Annotated in this window: 18 protein-coding genes and 2 tRNA genes; 11 read left to right on the forward strand and 9 right to left on the reverse strand. The window is 72.0% G+C overall.

Going from position 1 to position 17,234, the window contains the following annotated elements; all coding sequences use genetic code 11:
* Positions 1-82 precede the first annotated feature (82 nt).
* The 3 genes from POL72_RS39115 to POL72_RS39125 all read right to left on the reverse strand — a co-directional run bounded on the left by POL72_RS39115 (position 83) and on the right by POL72_RS39125 (position 4,606).
* Positions 83-1,072 (reverse strand): universal stress protein, encoded by a 990-nt coding sequence (locus POL72_RS39115; RefSeq protein ID WP_272101958.1) that lies wholly within the window; start codon positions 1,070-1,072, stop codon positions 83-85.
* Positions 1,066-4,107, reverse strand: coding sequence for a glycoside hydrolase family 65 protein (locus POL72_RS39120; protein WP_272101959.1), 3,042 nt, complete (start codon positions 4,105-4,107; stop codon positions 1,066-1,068). Before POL72_RS39120 ends, POL72_RS39115 begins: the two co-directional genes overlap by 7 nt.
* Positions 4,108-4,195: 88 nt before the next feature.
* A complete protein-coding gene (locus POL72_RS39125; protein ID WP_272101960.1) occupies positions 4,196-4,606 on the reverse strand; it encodes a response regulator in 411 nt (136 codons plus the stop codon).
* Between the two features lie 345 nt (positions 4,607-4,951).
* Between POL72_RS39125 and POL72_RS39130 the strand changes: the two genes are divergently transcribed.
* Positions 4,952-5,614, forward strand: a complete 663-nt coding sequence (locus POL72_RS39130) for a response regulator (RefSeq protein WP_044970202.1) — start codon at positions 4,952-4,954, stop codon at positions 5,612-5,614.
* Positions 5,615-5,663: 49 nt separating this feature from the next.
* On the opposite strand, the gene POL72_RS39135 is transcribed toward POL72_RS39130, so the two are convergent.
* Positions 5,664-6,290 carry a pentapeptide repeat-containing protein gene (locus tag POL72_RS39135; protein ID WP_272101961.1) on the reverse strand — a complete coding sequence of 209 codons (627 nt, stop codon included), beginning with the start codon at positions 6,288-6,290 and terminating at the stop codon, positions 5,664-5,666.
* 53 nt (positions 6,291-6,343) lie between these two features.
* Between POL72_RS39135 and POL72_RS39140 the strand changes: the two genes are divergently transcribed.
* Together POL72_RS39140 and xth are read left to right on the forward strand one after the other, a co-directional pair.
* Positions 6,344-7,228 (forward strand): alpha/beta fold hydrolase, encoded by an 885-nt coding sequence (locus POL72_RS39140; RefSeq protein ID WP_272101962.1) that lies wholly within the window; start codon positions 6,344-6,346, stop codon positions 7,226-7,228.
* A 79-nt stretch (positions 7,229-7,307) separates the two neighbouring features.
* A complete protein-coding gene (gene xth / locus POL72_RS39145; protein WP_272101963.1) occupies positions 7,308-8,117 on the forward strand; it encodes an exodeoxyribonuclease III in 810 nt (269 codons plus the stop codon).
* A 13-nt stretch (positions 8,118-8,130) separates the two neighbouring features.
* On the opposite strand, the gene POL72_RS39150 is transcribed toward xth, so the two are convergent.
* Positions 8,131-9,366 (reverse strand): penicillin-insensitive murein endopeptidase, encoded by a 1,236-nt coding sequence (locus tag POL72_RS39150; protein WP_272101964.1) that lies wholly within the window; start codon positions 9,364-9,366, stop codon positions 8,131-8,133.
* Positions 9,367-9,690: 324 nt separating this feature from the next.
* Between POL72_RS39150 and POL72_RS39155 the strand changes: the two genes are divergently transcribed.
* Both POL72_RS39155 and POL72_RS39160 read left to right on the forward strand, forming a co-directional pair.
* A tRNA-Arg gene (locus POL72_RS39155) sits at positions 9,691-9,764 on the forward strand.
* A gap of 79 nt (positions 9,765-9,843) precedes the next feature.
* Positions 9,844-9,916 (forward strand) — tRNA-Lys (locus tag POL72_RS39160).
* Between the two features lie 23 nt (positions 9,917-9,939).
* On the opposite strand, the gene POL72_RS39165 is transcribed toward POL72_RS39160, so the two are convergent.
* Positions 9,940-10,281 carry a hypothetical protein gene (locus POL72_RS39165; RefSeq protein ID WP_272101965.1) on the reverse strand — a complete coding sequence of 114 codons (342 nt, stop codon included), beginning with the start codon at positions 10,279-10,281 and terminating at the stop codon, positions 9,940-9,942.
* 305 nt (positions 10,282-10,586) lie between these two features.
* On the opposite strand from POL72_RS39165, the gene POL72_RS39170 reads away from it, so the two are divergent.
* The 3 genes from POL72_RS39170 to POL72_RS52380 all read left to right on the forward strand — a co-directional run bounded on the left by POL72_RS39170 (position 10,587) and on the right by POL72_RS52380 (position 12,118).
* Positions 10,587-11,021 carry a hypothetical protein gene (locus POL72_RS39170; RefSeq protein ID WP_272101966.1) on the forward strand — a complete coding sequence of 145 codons (435 nt, stop codon included), beginning with the start codon at positions 10,587-10,589 and terminating at the stop codon, positions 11,019-11,021.
* A gap of 180 nt (positions 11,022-11,201) precedes the next feature.
* The gene (locus POL72_RS39175) at positions 11,202-11,936 is read left to right on the forward strand and encodes a cation diffusion facilitator family transporter (protein WP_272101967.1); all 735 of its coding nucleotides are present in this window, start codon (positions 11,202-11,204) and stop codon (positions 11,934-11,936) included.
* A complete protein-coding gene (locus tag POL72_RS52380; RefSeq protein WP_506377482.1) occupies positions 11,933-12,118 on the forward strand; it encodes a hypothetical protein in 186 nt (61 codons plus the stop codon). Before POL72_RS39175 ends, POL72_RS52380 begins: the two co-directional genes overlap by 4 nt.
* Positions 12,119-12,528: 410 nt before the next feature.
* Here POL72_RS52380 and POL72_RS39185 read toward each other — a convergent pair whose 3' ends face one another.
* Positions 12,529-12,810 carry a hypothetical protein gene (locus tag POL72_RS39185; RefSeq protein ID WP_272101968.1) on the reverse strand — a complete coding sequence of 94 codons (282 nt, stop codon included), beginning with the start codon at positions 12,808-12,810 and terminating at the stop codon, positions 12,529-12,531.
* Positions 12,811-13,023: 213 nt separating this feature from the next.
* Here POL72_RS39185 and POL72_RS39190 point away from each other — a divergent pair, with 213 nt between their 5' ends.
* Positions 13,024-13,422 carry a phage holin family protein gene (locus POL72_RS39190; protein ID WP_272101969.1) on the forward strand — a complete coding sequence of 133 codons (399 nt, stop codon included), beginning with the start codon at positions 13,024-13,026 and terminating at the stop codon, positions 13,420-13,422.
* Positions 13,423-13,452: 30 nt separating this feature from the next.
* Here POL72_RS39190 and POL72_RS39195 read toward each other — a convergent pair whose 3' ends face one another.
* On the reverse strand, positions 13,453-14,178 hold the full coding sequence (locus POL72_RS39195; protein WP_272101970.1) for a hypothetical protein: 726 nt from the start codon (positions 14,176-14,178) through the stop codon (positions 13,453-13,455).
* Positions 14,179-14,538: 360 nt separating this feature from the next.
* On the opposite strand from POL72_RS39195, the gene POL72_RS39200 reads away from it, so the two are divergent.
* Together POL72_RS39200 and POL72_RS39205 are read left to right on the forward strand one after the other, a co-directional pair.
* On the forward strand, positions 14,539-14,745 hold the full coding sequence (locus tag POL72_RS39200) for a hypothetical protein (RefSeq protein WP_272101971.1): 207 nt from the start codon (positions 14,539-14,541) through the stop codon (positions 14,743-14,745).
* Between the two features lie 70 nt (positions 14,746-14,815).
* Positions 14,816-16,231, forward strand: a complete 1,416-nt coding sequence (locus POL72_RS39205) for a sugar porter family MFS transporter (RefSeq protein WP_272101972.1) — start codon at positions 14,816-14,818, stop codon at positions 16,229-16,231.
* Between the two features lie 53 nt (positions 16,232-16,284).
* On the opposite strand, the gene POL72_RS39210 is transcribed toward POL72_RS39205, so the two are convergent.
* Positions 16,285-17,124 (reverse strand): SDR family NAD(P)-dependent oxidoreductase, encoded by an 840-nt coding sequence (locus POL72_RS39210; RefSeq protein ID WP_272101973.1) that lies wholly within the window; start codon positions 17,122-17,124, stop codon positions 16,285-16,287.
* Between the last annotated feature and the right edge of the window lie 110 nt (positions 17,125-17,234).

A 17,234-nucleotide genomic window follows, 5' to 3' on the forward strand; every position in this document is an offset into this window, starting at 1 on the left:
GGCGCGCCCGCGCGCCGATCGAGGGCCGCGAGGGGGCGCCTCGCCCCCGCTGGGGCGCGTCACGCGTCACGTGGGGCGCGCGCTAGCGCCGCAGGACCAGCACGGGGCACGGCGCCCGAGCGAGCACGTCGCGGATGACGCCGCCATGGTGATCGGCGAGCTGCCCGTGCCAGACCAGCACTACGAGGTCGCTCGCCAGCTGCCAGGCCAGGCGCGCGATCTCCGCCGCCGGCTCGCCCTTGCCGAGGAAGAACCGCGTGGCGACGCCGTGCGGGCAGTGCCCGATCGCGCTCAGGAACCGGGCCAGGAACTCCTCGGTGAACGCGGGCCACTCGTGCTGAGGCTGGTCGACGTAGAGGGGCGCCACCATCGCGCCCGGCTCGAATGGCACAGGCGTCGAGACGGGCGGCCCCTCGTCCGCGGCCTCCCGCGGCGAGGCGCAGCCGACCAGCACGATGTCGAGCTCGGCGCCGAGCTTGCGGGCGACCTCCCCGACGGGCCCGATCGCGCTGGCCGTGCTGGGGGTCCCGTCGAGCGGCAGCAGGATGCGCTGTAGCCGCGGCGGGGAGGGCTCCTCACGGATGACGAGGACGCCGAGCGCGGCGGACTCCAGCGCGCGCGCCGCGAGCTGGCCGACGCCGAAGCGCTCGTCCATGGGCTCGTCCGCGTGCGAGGCCACGATCACGAGCGCGGTCCCGCAGCTCGCCACGGCTGAAGCGAGCGCGCCGGCCGGATCGTCGCTCGCCTCGACGTCCAGCACCATGCCCTGCAGCGCCTCCGGGGCGATCCCGAAGTGGGCCGGCACCTCGCTCGCGTCGATCGGCTCCGTGGAGAGGCACAGCCCGCGCAGCGGTGCCTCGAGCCCGTGGGCGATGAGCCGCCCGAGCGCGACGGCGCCGAGGTGGGCGCGGCGGCCGTGGAGCGCGACGACCACGCTCCTGCGCTGCAAGCCGCTCTGCGGCGGGCGCTCGTCGGCCTCCTCGAACGCGTCAGGGGGCGGCTCGACCGCGGGCGCCGGCCCGGGCGGCGCCCCGAGCCCGACCGGGGATCCGTTGCGTACGGCGCTCAGCATGGCGTGACCTCCTCCCATGGCGTGACGCGGCCGCCCAGCCGCGTCGCATAGCGGCGGCCCGGCTCCGCCAGCACGGCGCAGGCGGGCGCGCCCGCGTCGAGCAGGCAGATCGGCAGCGGCGCGCTCCCCTCGAGCGCGACCTCGACCGCCCCGTCCTCCACGTGGATCTCGAGGGCGCGGCCTCGCCAGGCGATCGGGATCTTGAGGTGCCGCCAGCCCGGCAGGAGGTGCGGCTCGATCCCGATCGCCTCGTCCTCGTCGGGGCACGGAGGCGCGTGGGGGAGCGCCTCCGAGAGCGCGCTCCGCGGCACGCGCGTGACGCCGGCAACGCCGAACGCGACGGCTTGCCAGAGGCCGCCCATGGCGGCGATGTGCACGCCGCCCGCGGCGTTGCCCATCGTGTTGCCGAGGTCGATGTCGGCGGTCTGCTCGAAGTAGCGCTCGGCGTGGGCGTGGAGATCGAGCCGGGCGGCGACGAGCGCGTGGGCGCTGGGGCTCAGCGAGCTGCCGTGGGCGGTGCGCGGCTCGTAGTAGAGGAAGTTGTCGCGCCGGGCGCTCGCGGGCACCGCGCTCCAGAGCAGCGCGATGAGCTGCACGACGTCCGCTTGCTTCACGACCTGGCAGGCCTGCGTCCGCTCGCGCCCGAGCAGGACGTCGACCGGCGCGCTACGCACGGCGTAGTCGGCGATGGAGAACGGCGCGAGGCCGAAGTAGCCCGCGAACTGCTCGATCAGGCCGGTCTGCGGGTCGATCCCGAGGAGCAGGCGGTCGGCGACGTCGCACCAGTGGCCGGGCTCGTCGGGCCGGAGATCGAGCCGCGCGAGCAGGTCCGCTCGCGCGACGTTGCGCTGGACGAGCGCGGCGGCGACGCGGAGGTTGTGCCGCGCCATCCAGTTCGTGAACGCGTTGTCGTCCACGGTCTCGTGGTACTCGTCCGGCCCGATCACCCGCCGGATGTGGGCGTGGCCATCCTGCCCGAGCTCGGCGCGGCTCGCCCAGAAGCGCGCCGTCTCGATCAGGATCTCGGCCCCCTCGCAGCGCTGGAAGTCGAGATCGCCGGTCGCGCGGACGTACGCGTGCACCGCGTACGCGATGTCGGCGCTGATGTGGTGCTCCTGCTCGCCGGAGAGCACCCCGACCACCTCGCCGAACGGCGTGACGACGAGCGCCGGCGTCGTCTCGTCGCCCGTGTCCGCCGACTCCCACGCGTAGAGCGCGCCCTCGTAGCCGAGCGCCTTCGCCTTGCGGCGCGCGCCGGCGAGGGTGCGGTGCCTGTAGAGGAGCAGCGCGCGGGCGGCCTCGGGGTAGCAGTGCGTATAGAACGGGACGAGGAAGGTCTCGGTGTCCCAGAAGACGTGGCCGCGGTACGCCTCCCCGCTGAGCCCGCGCGCGCCGATGGAGCAGCGCGGGTCGTCCGGGTTCGCCGCGCCGATGAGGTGGTACAGCGCGAACCGGAGGGCCCGCTCGATCCTGGGGGCGCCGTCGATCTCGACGTCGGCGTGGCGCCAGCGCTCCGCCCACGCCCGCGTGTGCTCGCCCAGCACGTCGGCCATGGCGCGGCTCGAGAGCTCGTCCTGGAGCGCCTCGCCCGCCTCGCGCGGCGTGGGCGTGTCGCGCGACGTGTGCAGCGTCGTCGTCCGGAAGAGGCGGCGCCGCTCGGCGACGCGGACGCCGACGTCGCAGCGCTCGGCGATGGATCGCGCGCCTGTGGTGCGCTCGCAGCGCGCGCCCTCGAGGGCCTCGAGCCGGGGCGAGCTCTCCGGGGCCTGCTCCGGGAGCTCCCGCAGGTGCGAGGTCATCGCGGTGACGAGACCGCCGTGGGTGTGTCCGACGAGCAGCAGGCTCTTCGCGCGCGCGTCCGCCGCGAAGCCGGCCCAGTGCGCCGCGCCGCTCGCGCTCTTCACGTCGCCGCTCAGGATCGCGTCGACGCGGATCGTCCCGGTGAAGTTGAGGGGGGCGATGCTGAGCGCTTCCATGAGGACGTGGCGGTTCGCGAGCGACGCCGCGTGGAGCGTGTGCAGGTGCGTGAGGTGGCCTCCCTCGCCGCGCCGCAGGCACTCGCGCAGCAGCACGCCCCGCCGCATGTCGAGGGCGCGGCGGTGGTGCAGCACGCCGCTCGCCTCCGCGGAGAACGACTCGCCCTCGATGGCGACGCTCAGCCGGCCCCAGTCGGGGGCGATGACGAGCTCCGGCACGCGGCTCACGTCGGCCGAGGGCTCGAACGCGCCCGCGATGAACGTCGCCGGCCGCGACACGCTCGACCCCTCCGGCAGCGACGCGCGCGAGCCGAGGTAGCCGTTGGCGATCGCGAGCAGCGACTCGATCTCGTGCTCGCGCGCGATGTCGAACCCTGGCTCCTCGATGATCCACGCGGCGTCCCGGGGCGCCGCGAGGGAGCCGAGCTCGCCCTCGAGATCCCGCTGGAGCGCGAGGATCTCGTGGAGCCGCTGCGCGCCGGCCGTCGCATGGACGGCGCCCGCGAGCTCCGGCGCGCCGCGGAGGCCGCGCGCCTCTCCGGCCGCCGCGCCGTCGCGTGATTCGCGTGATTCGCGTGGGTCCGGCGAGATCGCGAGCCGATCGTGCGGCTCGATGCGGAGCGGCGCGATCACCTGAGCGAGCAGCGCGGCGACGGCGGAGCGCCCGTCCCGCTCCGCGCGGGCGGCGAGCGCGACCGCGGCGCCGCGGCGATCGAAGCCGTGGAGCTCCGCGCCCTCGAGCGCGCCGAGGAAGAGCCGCCTGCGGTTCTCGGCGCGCACGCCGCGAGCGAGCCGCCGAGCGAGGTGGGGCATGGCCTCGTCGGTGAAGAGCGCCACGCGCACCCCCATCGCGAGCAGCGCGTCGAGCAGCGCCGCGGCGCCGTCGACCGCCTCCCCGAGGAGGCCCGCGTCGATCGCGATGAAGCGGAAGCGGTGGTGCAGCTCGGCCGGCAGCTTGATCGAGGCTGCCGGCGCGTTCGCGATGGCGGGGTTGCCCGATCCGCCTCGCGCGAGGACGGCTTGCCCGGTGGCGCTGTCTTCTACGAGCAGCGACGACATCCTCGGCTTCTCCTGGGGGCCAGGGGACGCGAGGAGCGTGCCGCCGCGCCTGTGCGAGCCGGGATCGGAGGGCCGTGGCGTCGGTGCGCTAGCGTTGCACGGCGCCGGTCAGGCGATCGAGCACGAGCAGGAGCCGGTCGACGTCGAAGGGCTTCGCCAGCACACCGGCCACGGCGCCGCGGATGCTGGGCTCGTTCACGCCGGAGAGCAGGAGGACGGGCACCTCGACGCCCGCGGCGGCGAGCGCGGCGAGGAACTCGTCGCCGGTCATCTCGGGCATGATGTAGTCGAGCAGGACCGCCCGCGGCCGCGCGCCGCGGGCGAGGCGATCGAGCGCCTCCAGCGGCCGCGTGAAGCCCTGAACGCGGTAGCCCTCGTCGGAGAGCAGGTCGAGAAGCGACTCGACGAGCGCGGGGTCGTCATCGACGACGAAGATCTCCGCGGTCGCGCGCGGCGAGGAGGTGGCGGCCGGGCCGGGAGCGGGGACCGGCGAGCTCATCGTATTTCCCTGGATCGCTGGCCATTCCGGCGCATGAGGCGCGCGAAGGATACCAGAGGGTTGCCGAGACCGCATGCGCAGGCCGCTCTGGACGCATCGTTGCACCTCCCGTCACGTCCTCCGTTGCGCATTCCACGTCGCGCGGATCTCCGTCGAGCTCCGAAACTCGCTCAGGACGGAGTTTTCCTCACCAATTGGGCTTGCCGCCGCGCCGCTCCTTGCAGATCGTTGAGCACCTGATACCCCTGTAAGGTTCCTCCCAGGACGACCCGAGCAGCTTGACTTGAACTGCTCACGGGTATCGAATTGTGGTCCGAAGGACACTCCAATCCCCCTGTGGTCATCATGGCGGAAACCCCTGCTAGCAAGCTGCACATCTATCTGATCGACGATCACCCCGTCGTTCGCGAAGGCTTCGCTCGAGCGCTCTCGGACGAGCCCGACATGGTCGTCGTGGGCCAGGCCGGGACGGCGGCCGATGCCCTGCGCGAGACGGCGAGCTGCAAGCCGGACGTCGTGCTCGTCGATCTCAACATCCCCGACCGGGACGGCATCGAGCTCCTCGGGGCGCTGAGAGCGCAGCTGCCTCAGGCGAAGCTCCTCGTGTTGAGCGGGTATGACGACGAGTTCCGCGTCGCCGAGGCGCTCCGCGCGGGAGCGCAGGGGTATCTCGTGAAGACCTCGAAGCTCGAGGAGGTCATCGAGGGCATCCGCCGGATCGCGACCGGTGGAGCGCCGCTTTCCTCGAGCATCGCGGGGGCTGTGGTGCGCGCGATGCGCAAGCCGGCGAGCGAGGGCTCCGGCGGCCTCGACGCGCTGACGCCGCGCGAGCGCCAGGTCCTGCGGCTGCTCGCGGCCGGCGTGTCGACGCGCGAGACGGCCGCGCGGCTGACGATCAGCCCGAAGACGGTGGAGACCCACCGCGTGCGCATCTACGCGAAGCTCGGGTGCAAGAGCGCGGTCGAGCTGACCCGCATCGCGGTCCGCACCGGGCTCATCGAGGCGTAACCACCCGCGGTCGCGCGGGGCGCTGCCCGCTCGCTCCGCGGGTGGGACGCTACGGTTTTCGCTCCCTTTTCGGCTTCTTCGGCGGCGCTTCCTTCTCGGTGGCCTTCGGGGCCTGGCTCGCGCGTGATCGATCCTTCGCCTCCTCGAGCAGGCGATCGATCCGCACGCCGTCGATGGTGAGCCCGTCGATCGCGCAGCCGACGATCTCGACCTCGCGGAGGTCCGACCCCTCGAAGCGAGCGCGGCGCAGGCTCGCGTCGGACCAGCGGGTCTCGGCGGCGTCGGCGTCGTCGATGCGCGCGCGGGCGAGCGAGATGTCGTCGAGCGAGGCGCCGGCAAGGGTCGCGTTGTGCAGGCGCGCGTCGCGAAGGTCGACGTCGTCGAGCTCGGCCTCCGCGAGCGAGACATTGCGCAGGCGCGCGCCGGCGAGAGAGACGTCGTCGAGCTCGGCCTCCGCGAGCGAGACGTTGTGCAGGCGCGCGTTGCGAAGGTCGACGTCGTCGAGCTCGGCCTCCGCGAGCGAGACGTTGTGCAGGCGCGCGTTGCGAAGGTCGACGTCGTCGAAGCTGGCCCCGGCGAGCGCCGAGCCGTGAAACTGCTCGGGCTTCGCCGGCTGGGTGCCCTCGTCTTGCGTGGCGCCCGCGCTCGGCGGCGCGATGGGGGGCTTCTTGGCCATGGGTCCATGCTAGCGCTAGGCGCAGGCCGCGCGCTCGCGCGGTCCGGAGAGCCATGAACGCACACGCCGGCTTCGTGCCCCACCACGCCCTCGTCTCCGCCCCCTCCGCGGCGCCTGCCCGCTGGATGCTCGTGCTGCACGGCATCTTCGGCTCGGGCGCCAACTGGCGCACCTTCATCCGACGCCTCGCCGAGGCGCAAGCCGCCGAGGGCGCGCCTCCTGCCGCCGCCCGGCCGTGGGGCTTCATCCTTGTCGACCTGCGGGCCCACGGCATGTCGCAGAGCCCGCCTGCGCCGCACACCATCGCGGCGGCCGCGGAGGATCTTCTCCGGCTGGGCGACCGCCTCGGCCTCGATATCCGCGGCGTGATGGGCCATTCGTTCGGCGGCAAGGTGGCGCTCGCCTATCTCGAGCGCCGGCCGACGGGGATCGAGCGCGGCTTCATCCTCGACGCCGATCCGAGCGCGAGGCCCGCCGGCGAGAGCGGATCGGAGAGCCCCGGCGTGCTCGCGATGCTCCGCGCGATCCCGCAGCCGATCCCGTCGCGCGAGGCGTTCCTCGAGGCGGTGCACGCCGCCGGGTTCAGCCGCGGCATCGCGGACTGGCTGGCGATGAATGTCCGCCGCGAGGGCGACGGCTTCCGCATCCGGCTCGACCTCGACATCCTGAACGAGCTGCTCACCGACTATTTCGCCCGCGATCTGTGGCACGTCCTGGAGGACCCGCCGGCGCCGGCCGGCCCGGGCGTGGAGGAGCGGCGCATCCACGTCGTCCTCGGCGGCAGATCCGCGTCGATCTCACCGGCCTCGCGCGACCGCTTCGAGGCGCTCGCGGCGCGCGCGCCCTGGCTCTCGGTCCACGTCCTCCCGCGCGCCGGCCACTGGCTCCACGTCGACGATCCGGAGGGCCTCTTCGACGTGATGCGGGCGGCCTTGTGACCGGGAGCCGTGAACCGCGCGCGTGCCCCTGGACCAGGCTTTCCGCCCGCCTCTTCATCCGCTATCGCCCGGAGGACCTATGCGCATCGCGTCCTGGAACGTGAACTCCATCCGCACGCGGCTCGAGCAGCTCACGAGCTGGCTGGTCCGCGCCGCGCCCGACGTCGTTTGCATGCAGGAGACGAAGGTCGAGGACGGCAGCTTCCCCGAGGCCGCGCTCTCCGAGGTGGGCTATCGCTCGGTCGTCTTCGGCCAGAAGTCCTACAACGGGGTCGCGATCGCCACGCGCTTCGGCCTCTCGGTCGACGACGTGAAGAAGGGCCTCGACGGCGACGAGCAGGACGTCGCCCGGCGGATGCTGGCGGCGACGATCGAGGGGATCCGGGTCATCAACGTCTACGTGCCCAACGGCCAGGCGGTGGGCACGCCGGCCTTCGCCTACAAGCTCGCGTGGCTGGAGCGGCTGCGGAGCGAGCTCGACGCGCGCTACCGTCCGGATCAGGAGATCGTGATCTGCGGCGATTTCAACGTGGCGCCCGAGGCGATCGACGTCGCCGAGCCGAAGAAGTGGGAGGGGCAGGTGCTCTTCCATCCGGACGAGCGGGCCGCGCTGGGGCGCCTGATGGAGTGGGGGCTCGTGGACGCGTTCCGCGCCTGCCACCCCGCCAAGGAGGCGTACAGCTGGTGGGACTACCGGATGGGCGCGTTCAGGCGCAACAAGGGCCTCCGCATCGATCTGGCGCTGGTGACGCGCCCGCTCGCCGCGCGCTGCACCGATGTGTCGATCGACACGCGCCCGCGGGAGCTCCAGCGCCCCTCCGATCACGCGCCGGTCGTGGTGGAGCTCGCGGACGGCGCCGCGCCGCCTGGGGCCGCGCCGGCGGCCTGAGCGCGGGCGGACCTCAGCGGGGCGCGGCGATCGGGCGAGCGCCTGGGGCCGTGGTGGGCGGCGCGATCGCGGCCGCCGGTGCGGCCGTGGCGCGCGCTCCGTCGGCACCCGCCGGTGCGGCCGTGGCGCGCGCTCCGTCGGCACCCGCCGGTGCGGCCGTGGCGCGCGCTCCGTCGGCCACCGTCGGCGCCGCCGTGGAAGGCACGCCGTAGATGTCCGTGTCCGTCGCCGCGGGCGCTCCGGAGGCGAGCGCCTGCTTCGCTTCATCGGCGGCGCACGCGGGGCGGGCCAGCGACTCCTCGATGCAGGCGCCGCGCATCGACGGAGGGCACATCACGCGGATGTGGAAGTGGTCGTTGTGCAGGTCGGCGTCCCTGGGGCTCATCATCGCGGCCGCGGCCCGGGCCCGGAGGTCTGCCGGGACGCGCTTCTTCGCTGCGTGCGCGAGCAGCCGCGCCCGCAGCGCGTCGGTCACGAACAGGTACTTGACGCCTGCCTGCCGGTCCTCGAGCAGCGCCTGGACGAGCGCCCAGTTGCGCGCGTCGTCGAACCGCGCGCCGGGGAGGCCGATGGCGTTGCCCTCGTCGTCGAACGCCACGAACCGATCCATGCGGAGGGTCTTGCCCTTCGAGTTGACGACGTAGAACCCGACGTCGGCGTCGCGCCCCGTCTGGTGGGAGTTGTGCCCGTCGAGCGCGCCGCCCGTCCTGGCGGAGAGGTCGCCGACGAGCAGCGCCGAGTCGCCGTGCTTCTTGGCCACCTGGAAGGCGGCGCGCCGCAGGGTCTTCACGAGCACGGGCAGCCCCCACGTCCTGGCGCCCTCGCGCGCCTTGAGGTGCCTCGACGATCGGAGCCGCACGGCGCCGGTCAGCCGCCCGCGGTTCGGAGCGCCCTTCGACAGCGGCTTCCGCTCGTCGGCGTCGGCGGCGGTGCCGTCGCGCTCCGCGCGGGACGCGTCGTCCCGCTTCGCCGCGCGCTTCTTGCTGGCCCGCTCCTGGGCCTTCTCCTTGGATCGGCTGCTGCGCGCCGCCCGCGCCTCACCTTCGCCGTCGGCCGAGCTCCGCCGCGCGGCGCGGCGCTTGTTCTGCGGGCTCTTGCCCGGCTGCTGCTCGGCCGCGGCCGGCTGCGCGCCCGTATGGGTCGAGGGAGCGCCCTGGGCCGGCGCAGCGAGCGAGAGGGCGAGCAGGAGGGCGGCGACGGGGCCTCGGAACGCAAGGCAGCGCCGAGAGGGCGGGCGGAGCAGCGGCATGACGGGCAGGACCCTACCCTGCGGCGCCGCGGACGGAGAACTTCTTTCACAGCCGCGCCGGGCCAGGCGCAGCCGCGTCGGGCCAAACGCCGCCGTGCCGGGCCAGGCGCGCCCACCGAGGGCGCTGCGCTGGCCGCGATCGGCGCCGGCGGACGGGGTGCTGCCGGAGGAGGGAGCGACGGGATGCGCCCGTCGAGCGCGTCCGTCCGGGCTCGGCGGTGGTGGCGGCCTAAGAATTGCGCATCATGTTGCTACAACGTCTTGACATATCGCCGCCGGTGCGGTTAGAAGCGTTCCGCGAGCCCCGCCGAGGGGCGAGCAGGAGCGCCCGTAGCTCAGCTGGATAGAGCGTCGGACTTCGAATCCGAAAGTCGCCTGTTCGAATCAGGCCGGGCGTGCCGGGCTCAACGGGCGACTCAAGCGTTCCGGCGAGATCCCGGGAGCCGTTTCAGGTTCAGTCGGTTTGACAATTCACTCGGGCCATTAGCTCAATTGGTAGAGCAGTGGACTCTTAATCCATTGGCTGAAGGTTCAAGTCCTTCATGGCCCACCCGAGATGATTGCGGAATCCAGTCAGCCCGAGAGGCTGGCTGGGGCAGCCGGGACAACGGCTGGGACAATCGAAGAAGCAGCACAGGACAGACGCTCAAAAGCCTGACGACCCAGGGGGGTGTCGGGCTTTCGGTGTTTTGAGCGGCGCGTCAGGTCGACGTCACTCCGGCGCTCCGAGCGGTGCGTCAGGTAGACGCCCACTTCTGCGAGCTCGGGGCTCGCCTCGCGCAACGGCTTCAGGGCGCCGGCGTTGAGCTCGCCGTAGGTCCGGGCCTGTCGCTCATAGCGGTAGATCCCCTGCGACGACTTGTACCCCGTCCGGTCGGTGCTCCACTCCCCGGTCTTCCCGGCGGCGAGGTTCACGGTGACGAAAGGCGCCCGTAGGACTGCCCAGCACGCCCGCCCGCTCGTCGTAGGACGTCACGACGCCCGCCGACGCCTCGGCAGGCCGGAGTGAGCGCTGCGCGGTCGTGGATGTCCTCGCTTCGCCGCCACCCGCCGACGCACATCCCACCTCGGCATGATGCTTGCTCAAATTGCGACGATGCAGCCGACGATGCAGCCGAGAGGCTGTGGTACCGGCCAGCCCGGACGCGACGCCCGAGGGGGACAGCGGATCTGCCGTGAAGCAGAGAGGCGATCGAGGTGGCGATATGAAACACACGGACATGGGACGACGAACCGGCCGCCGGATAGGGCTCACGCTCGGTCTTCTCGCGAGCATGGCGCTCGCGGGCTGCGGCGGTCCGAGCGAGCAAACCGTTCATGGCACGCGGCTCGCGCCCGGCGCCGATGCGCACATCACCGCCGACATCGACTCCGACGCCGCGACCACACGGCTCGTGGTGGACGTCGTTCACCTCTCGCCGCCCGAGCGGATCGAGGCCGGCAGCGAGCATTTCGTCGTCTGGCAGCGCCCGAGCTCCGAGTCTCCGTGGAAACGGGTCGGAGTGCTCGACTACAATGCTGACAGCCGAAGAGGCAAGCTGGCCCAGATGAGCGTGCCGCATGCCAGCTTCGATCTGCTCATCACCGTCGAGAAGCAGAGCAGCCCTCGATCCCCATCGTCTGCTGCCGTCATCGGGCCGACATCGGTCGGGTAGCCAGGAGCCCCCGGCGCCCTGCCTCGAAGGCCTTTCCCATCCACCCTGCGCGCTCTCCTTTAGCGACGATCGCGTCCGTGCGGCCGCCGTGCGAGCAGAGCTCTCCCCTCACGACTTCACGACTTCACGACAGGAGCGCGCCTGGCGCGGCCTGCACATCGCTGGGAGGATCGGCGGCGCATGAGGGAAGGGTCGAGGATCGCCATCTATGGCGCCGTCGGCGCCAACGTGGCGATCGCGGCGGTCAAGTTCATCGCCGCCGCCGTGACCGGCAGCTCGGCGATGCTCTCCGAGGGTGTGCACTCTCTCGTCGACACCGCCGACGGGCTCCTCCTCCTGCTCGGCAAGCACCGGAGCGCCCGCCCGGCCGACGCCGATCATCCGTTCGGCCACGGCAAGGAGCTCTACTTCTGGACGCTGATCGTCGCCCTCATGATCTTCGCCGCAGGCGGCGGCGTCTCGATCTACGAAGGGATCTTGCACCTCCTGCGCCCGCGCCCGATCGAGGATCCGACGTGGAACTACGTCGTCCTCGGCGCAGCGGCCCTCTTCGAGGGAACGTCGCTCGCCATCTCGGTCCACGAGTTCAAGAAGAAGGACGGACAGGGCTACCTCGCGGCGATGCGATCCAGCAAGGACCCGACGACGTTCACCATCGTCCTGGAGGACTCCGCGGCGCTCGCCGGGCTCGCCATCGCCTTCCTCGGCGTCTGGCTCGGGCACCGCCTGGAAACCCCTACCTCGACGGCGCGGCGTCGATCGGCATCGGCCTCGTGCTCGCGGCGGTCGCGATCTTCCTCGCGCAGCAAAGCCGCGGGCTCCTCGTGGGGGAGAGCGCGGACAGGGATCTCCTTGCCGCGATCCGCGCGCTCGCCAAGGCGGATCCTGGCGTGTCGGAGGTGGGGCGACCGATGACGATGCACTTCGGTCCGCACGACGTCCTTGTCGTGCTGTGCATCGAGTTCGACCCCGCGCTCACGGCCTCCGAGGTGGCGGAGGCGATCGACCGGATCGAGGCGCGGATACGGAGCCAGCGACCCGATGTGAAGCACATCTATGTCGAGGCCAGGTCATTCCCAGGGCGCGCAAGGCCATGACGCGCGCGTGGAGAGTGGAGAGGCCGCTCGCAGCCTCCTCTGCGAGGCGCGGCGTCACCACCACACGCGCCGGCGTTTGCGGCGTGAGCTCACCGCCACCGCTGCGACACCACCCAGGGCGAGCACGGCCGCCGCAACGACGGCGACGCGCCAGGCCGTATGCTCTGCCTCGCTCCTGGCACCGCGGAACCTCGCCCGTGCCGCGACCAGGTCGCCCGCGAGCCGCTGCTTGCTGTGCTCGATCTGCTCGGCCGGGCTCGTGGGCGCCGCGAAGCCTGCGCCGGCGCTTACGTGACCTCGCTCGCTGAGGGGACGGGAGACCCTCTCCTCATCGAATCGGATTGCAGTGGACGGTTCCATGTCTCCCGCGCTGCAACCGCCGTTCCTCGCCAGCGCATCGCACAGCAGCGCTAGGCCGCCCCTGCCTGCCGGGCCTGCTTCCGATGCCGGAGTGCGATCCAGAGCCCGGCGGCGTTGTTGACCACCAGCGCGGCGTTCAGGGCGGTGAACACCCAGTTTCTCACGAGCAGGCTGTAGAGGAGGTTCCCGGCCGTCCCGGCGATCGCGGCGATGAAGAAGACAAGGGTGTACTTCTCCGATTTATCCTTCTCGCCCTTCCACTCCCTGTAGGTCTGTGACCCGAAGGTCACGAGGAGCAGCAGGGAGCTGATCCAGCCCACGACATGCTTCATCGGCGGTTCCCATGATCGGTTGCCAGGTGAGCCGTGATTGCGACGCCCGCGAGCTCGGAGCGTGAGCTCGACCTGGGCGGCGTGCGACATCCGTGCCGCCTCGCCGCGCTGCGTGCCTCCGGTGCGCGTTCGGGCGGGCCCGGCGCGCGCGGGCGCAGACGATGCATCCCGGGGCGCGCCGGGCGCGTGCTCACGCCGGCAGGGAGAGCCCGCATGCAACGACAGCCGTCCATCGGTCCATCACAAACCGATCGCAGCGCGCAGGACCTCGCCGCCGACGCGGTCCACGAGGCGAAGAAGCTCCTCGGCGCGGAGCTCGCGCTCGCCAGGCGCGATCTCCGCCGGTCGGCCGCTGCCCTCTCGCGCTCGGCGATCGCGTTCGGCGTCGCGGGGGTCGCGGGGCTCGCCGGCATCGACGCGCTGATGGTGTCGCTGGCCGTGGGGCAGCGCCGCAATCATCCGGCGCGCTCGACCGCCGTGGGGCTCGGGCTGCTCGCGCTCGCGGCCGCCGCGGCGCTCGTGGGGCGGTCGGCGCTGCCCCGCAGCCCGCTGCCGATCGCCGCGCGCATCGCATCGGACATCGAGGACGTCGCCCAGCGCGTGGTGGGGTGAGCCGTCTCGTGAGGGGAGCGTCGCCCCGGCTCAGCGCCGAAGCGCCGCGGCCGCGCGCCCGGAGACGGCCGATCCGCTCGTGACGATCGCCGACCCCAGCGCGAGCAGGGCGACGAGCGTGAGCACCATGGGATAGATGCCGACCAGCGCGAGGATGCCGAGCACGACCGTTCCGGCGCCGACGAGCGACTGCAAGCCGGCGGCGGCCATCGCCGCCTGACGAGCGATGTGGGCGAGGTGCAGGTGCGCGCCGCGCGCGTCGAGCGCGCCGAGGTCCGCCGTCGCGCCGCCGCTGAGCAGCAGCGTGCCGCCAAAGACGATCACCGCGACCGACGTCAGCGTCCCGGGGGCGAGCCCGAGGAGCGCGAGGATGCCGAGCACGATGCCCGCCGCGCCGCCGACGAGCTCCGCGCCCATGCCGCCGCCGAGCTCGGCGCGCGTGTCCCACTCGACGGGCGCCGTGGTCCGCGTCAAGGCGCCGAAGCGCGACGCGATCGCGCCGCCGTGCGCGATCAGCGCGGCGCCGAAGACGATCGTGGCGATCGAGGTGAGCTCTCCCGGCATGACCCCCGTCAGCCCAAGGATGGCGAGGACGATCGCCCCCGCGCCGCACACCACCTCGGCGAGCGAGCCGCCGAGCACGATCCGCGGCGCCTCCCTCTCCTCCTCCGGCCTGCGCCGCGCGCCAGATATCGGCGCGATCGGGCTCTCCTGCTGTGTAAACCGTTCACGCTCCTCGGGTCCTAGCGTCTGCATGATTCCCCCATCCTGTGGTGTGGCCTCGCCGCGGCTACGCGCCTCTGGCTTGCATGTTCTGCGCCCCGCTGCGGGTCGCCGATGCGATTTGGGTCCACGGGCTCATCGGTCTGCGGCCGCGTGTCGAGCGGGCCGAAGCGCTGCTCGCTCGCCGCGGCCGCTGACGGCGAGGCCTCGCGTCACCATGTTCTCCCCCGGAACTCGGGCAGCGCAAACCTCGTGCACTGTCGAAAGGAGCAGCGGTGAACGGCAGGCGAGCGAACAGGCGAGGGTCGCTGGCCGGCGGCCCGAACCAGCCGCGGGAGCGCCCGTGAGCGAACGCTCGCCCGAGGGACATGCCATCGTCAGTCAGGAGGAGATATGAGCAAGCTTCATCTCGAGCTCAGCGAGCGCGAAGCGGATGACACGAGGACAGCCCTTTCGACCCGGCTCGTGGGGATGCGAGACGAGCTGGTCCACACCGACGATCGAGCCTACCGGGCGGATCTGAAGGCGACGATCGAGCGGCTCGAAGTGGTGCTCGGCCGCCTCGAAGCGATCGTGGCGGCACCGACAGCGGCGCCGTAGCTGGTCACACCGGCGGTCGTCGGTCGAGCTGACGAGTCCCGGCGGCACGGTTCGTGGTTCACGGGGGGGCATGGCAGAGCCCGCGGCGCAGCAGGGGCATGGACGCGGCGAGGAGCCCCTATCGACGGTACGGATCGCCCTGATCGCGTCCGTCGCCGCGCTGGGTGGCTTCCTGTTCGGGTTCGACACCGCCGTGATCAACGGCGCTATCGGCGCGCTGGAGAGGGTATTCACTGCGCACCCGGGAACCGTGGGCCTGTCCGTGTCCTCCGCCTTGCTCGGCGCGGCTGCCGGCGCGGTGCTCGCGGGCAGGCTGGCGGACCGTTACGGCCGGACGCGGACGATGATCGCGACCTCCCTGCTGTTCGTCGTCAGCGCGGCGGGCTCGGGGGCGGCGATCTCGCCCTGGGATTTCAGCGCGTGGAGGGTGCTCGGCGGCATGGCCATCGGCGCGGCCAGCGTCGTCGCTCCGGCCTACATCGCGGAGATCGCGCCGGCCCACCTGCGCGGCCGCCTCGGATCGCTCCAGCAGCTCGCGATCGTGCTCGGCATCTTCGTCGCCCTGCTCGGCGATTACGGCATCGCGACGTCCGCGGGCTCGGCGGCGAGCCCGTTCTGGCTCGGGGCACAGGCCTGGCGATGGATGTTCTGGAGCGCCATCCCACCGGCGCTCCTCTACGGGCTCGGCGCGCTGCTCATCCCGGAGTCTCCGCGCCACCTCGTGGCGAGGGGGCGTGTGGACGAGGCGCTCGCCGTGCTCCGTGACCTCCTCGGCGCGTCCGCCCAGGCGAAGCTCGTCGAGATCCAGAGGACGCTCTCGTCCGAGCGCCGGCCCAGGCTCGCGGATCTGCGGGGGCGCGCTGGACTGCTCCGCATCGTCTGGATCGGCATCGGCCTCTCTGCGTTTCAGCAGCTCGTGGGCATCAACGTCATCTTCTATTACTCGAGCGTCCTCTGGCAGGCGGTCGGCTTCTCCGAGCGAAGCTCGCTTGCCATCACGGTCATCACCGGCGTCACGAACATCGTGACCACCCTCGTCGCCATCGCGACCGTCGACCGCGTCGGGCGCAGGCCGCTGCTCCTCGCGGGATCCATCGGCATGACGCTGACGCTCGGCGCCATGGCGGCCGTGTTCGGCGCCGCGGGCGAGGACGCCGCGGGTAACCCCGTCCTGACGGGCGCTGCCGGCCCCGCCGCGCTGCTCGCCGCCAACCTGTATGTCTTCTGCTTCGGGGCGTCCTGGGGCCCGGTGACCTGGGTGCTGCTCGGCGAGATGTTCGAGAACCGCATCCGCGCCCTCGCCCTCTCGATCGCGGCCGCCGCGCAGTGGCTGGCGAACTTCCTCGTGAGCGCGACCTTCCCCGCGCTCAAGGCGGCCGGCCTGGGCATCGCCTACGGGCTCTACACCGCCGCCGCGGCGGCCTCGCTCGTGTTCGTCGTCGCCTTCATCCCCGAGACGAAGGGCAAGGAGCTCGAGGAGATGTGACGTGCGCTGGCCTGGCGAGAGGCGATATGTGTCGGCGCGGCTATCTCGAGGAATCAGCGGGCGGCGAACTCCCGCTCGTGGATGGATCTCACCTTCTCCAGCACCCTCGGGCCGTGCTCCCGGAACGGGAGATCCTTGGCGCGGTCCTTCTTCAGATAGACGCCCGAGAGCTCCCGGTTCGCGCCGAACGCCGCCTCGTAGAGCCGCGAAGCCCCCTGGCTCGGGGGCGGGAACAGGAACCTCATCAGCGGCTGCACGTAAAACGGCAGCCCCGACCGCTTTCCCTTCCTCAGCGTGTTGTTGGGCCCGGGATCCACGCTCCGGATCTTGATCCCGTCCCCCGCGAGCAGCGGCGCCACCTCACGCGTCCAGAGGGAGAGCGCGAGCTTGGAGGTCGCGTAGGGGCCGAAGAGCTGCTTGAACGACGCCGGGCGCTCCAGGGCTTCGGGGTCGAAGCGCCTCGTCATCTCGAATGCATTGGAGGAGGTGTTCACGACCGTCTTCAAGTCCCCCTTCCGCAGCAGCTCTCTGAGCTCCATCGCGATGACATACGGCACCACCGTCTGGAGCTCGAAGTGCAGCTCGCGGCCTTGCCTGGAGAAGGTCAGCTCCGGGGCGCTGCCGCCGGCGTTGTTGAACAGCACGTCGATCTTCTCTTCACTCTCCTTGATGGCGCCGAGCGCCCGCCTGAGGCCCTCGAAATCGGACAGATCCGCGTTGTGGACACGGAGCCTCCGGCGCTCGAGGCCCTCCCGGATCAACGGATCCTCCTCGGGGAAGCCCGAGCGATTCAGCGCGATGACCTGGAAGCCCTCCGACAGCAGACGACGCGTGAGCTCGAGCCCAATACCGTGGTTTGCGCCCGTGATGAGCGCGACCTTGTCGTGTTCCATGGTGTTCCTCGGGAAGCCGCGATAGCAGAAAGAATGTGCTACCGAGTGGCATTTGTCAAGGAGGGGCACCTGGACGACGCTCGACGACGCGCTCGGCGCGGTCGAGGTCT

This window comes from Sorangium aterium, assembly GCF_028368935.1.
GTDB lineage: Bacteria > Myxococcota_A > Polyangia > Polyangiales > Polyangiaceae > Sorangium > Sorangium atrum.

What these genes read in the sequence shown, in the direction of transcription:
- POL72_RS39115 (WP_272101958.1), bottom strand. Translation starts at nt 1,072, where the DNA reads ATGCTGAGCGCCGTACGCAACGGATCCCCGGTCGGGCTCGGGGCGCCG.
- POL72_RS39120 (WP_272101959.1), bottom strand. Translation starts at nt 4,107, where the DNA reads ATGTCGTCGCTGCTCGTAGAAGACAGCGCCACCGGGCAAGCCGTCCTC.
- POL72_RS39125 (WP_272101960.1), bottom strand. Translation starts at nt 4,606, where the DNA reads ATGAGCTCGCCGGTCCCCGCTCCCGGCCCGGCCGCCACCTCCTCGCCG.
- POL72_RS39130 (WP_044970202.1), top strand. Translation starts at nt 4,952, where the DNA reads ATGGCGGAAACCCCTGCTAGCAAGCTGCACATCTATCTGATCGACGAT.
- POL72_RS39135 (WP_272101961.1), bottom strand. Translation starts at nt 6,290, where the DNA reads ATGGCCAAGAAGCCCCCCATCGCGCCGCCGAGCGCGGGCGCCACGCAA.
- POL72_RS39140 (WP_272101962.1), top strand. Translation starts at nt 6,344, where the DNA reads ATGAACGCACACGCCGGCTTCGTGCCCCACCACGCCCTCGTCTCCGCC.
- xth (WP_272101963.1), top strand. Translation starts at nt 7,308, where the DNA reads ATGCGCATCGCGTCCTGGAACGTGAACTCCATCCGCACGCGGCTCGAG.
- POL72_RS39150 (WP_272101964.1), bottom strand. Translation starts at nt 9,366, where the DNA reads ATGCCGCTGCTCCGCCCGCCCTCTCGGCGCTGCCTTGCGTTCCGAGGC.
- POL72_RS39170 (WP_272101966.1), top strand. Translation starts at nt 10,587, where the DNA reads ATGGGACGACGAACCGGCCGCCGGATAGGGCTCACGCTCGGTCTTCTC.
- POL72_RS39175 (WP_272101967.1), top strand. Translation starts at nt 11,202, where the DNA reads ATGAGGGAAGGGTCGAGGATCGCCATCTATGGCGCCGTCGGCGCCAAC.
- POL72_RS52380 (WP_506377482.1), top strand. Translation starts at nt 11,933, where the DNA reads ATGACGATGCACTTCGGTCCGCACGACGTCCTTGTCGTGCTGTGCATC.
- POL72_RS39185 (WP_272101968.1), bottom strand. Translation starts at nt 12,810, where the DNA reads ATGAAGCATGTCGTGGGCTGGATCAGCTCCCTGCTGCTCCTCGTGACC.
- POL72_RS39190 (WP_272101969.1), top strand. Translation starts at nt 13,024, where the DNA reads ATGCAACGACAGCCGTCCATCGGTCCATCACAAACCGATCGCAGCGCG.
- POL72_RS39195 (WP_272101970.1), bottom strand. Translation starts at nt 14,178, where the DNA reads ATGCAGACGCTAGGACCCGAGGAGCGTGAACGGTTTACACAGCAGGAG.
- POL72_RS39200 (WP_272101971.1), top strand. Translation starts at nt 14,539, where the DNA reads ATGAGCAAGCTTCATCTCGAGCTCAGCGAGCGCGAAGCGGATGACACG.
- POL72_RS39205 (WP_272101972.1), top strand. Translation starts at nt 14,816, where the DNA reads ATGGCAGAGCCCGCGGCGCAGCAGGGGCATGGACGCGGCGAGGAGCCC.
- POL72_RS39210 (WP_272101973.1), bottom strand. Translation starts at nt 17,124, where the DNA reads ATGGAACACGACAAGGTCGCGCTCATCACGGGCGCAAACCACGGTATT.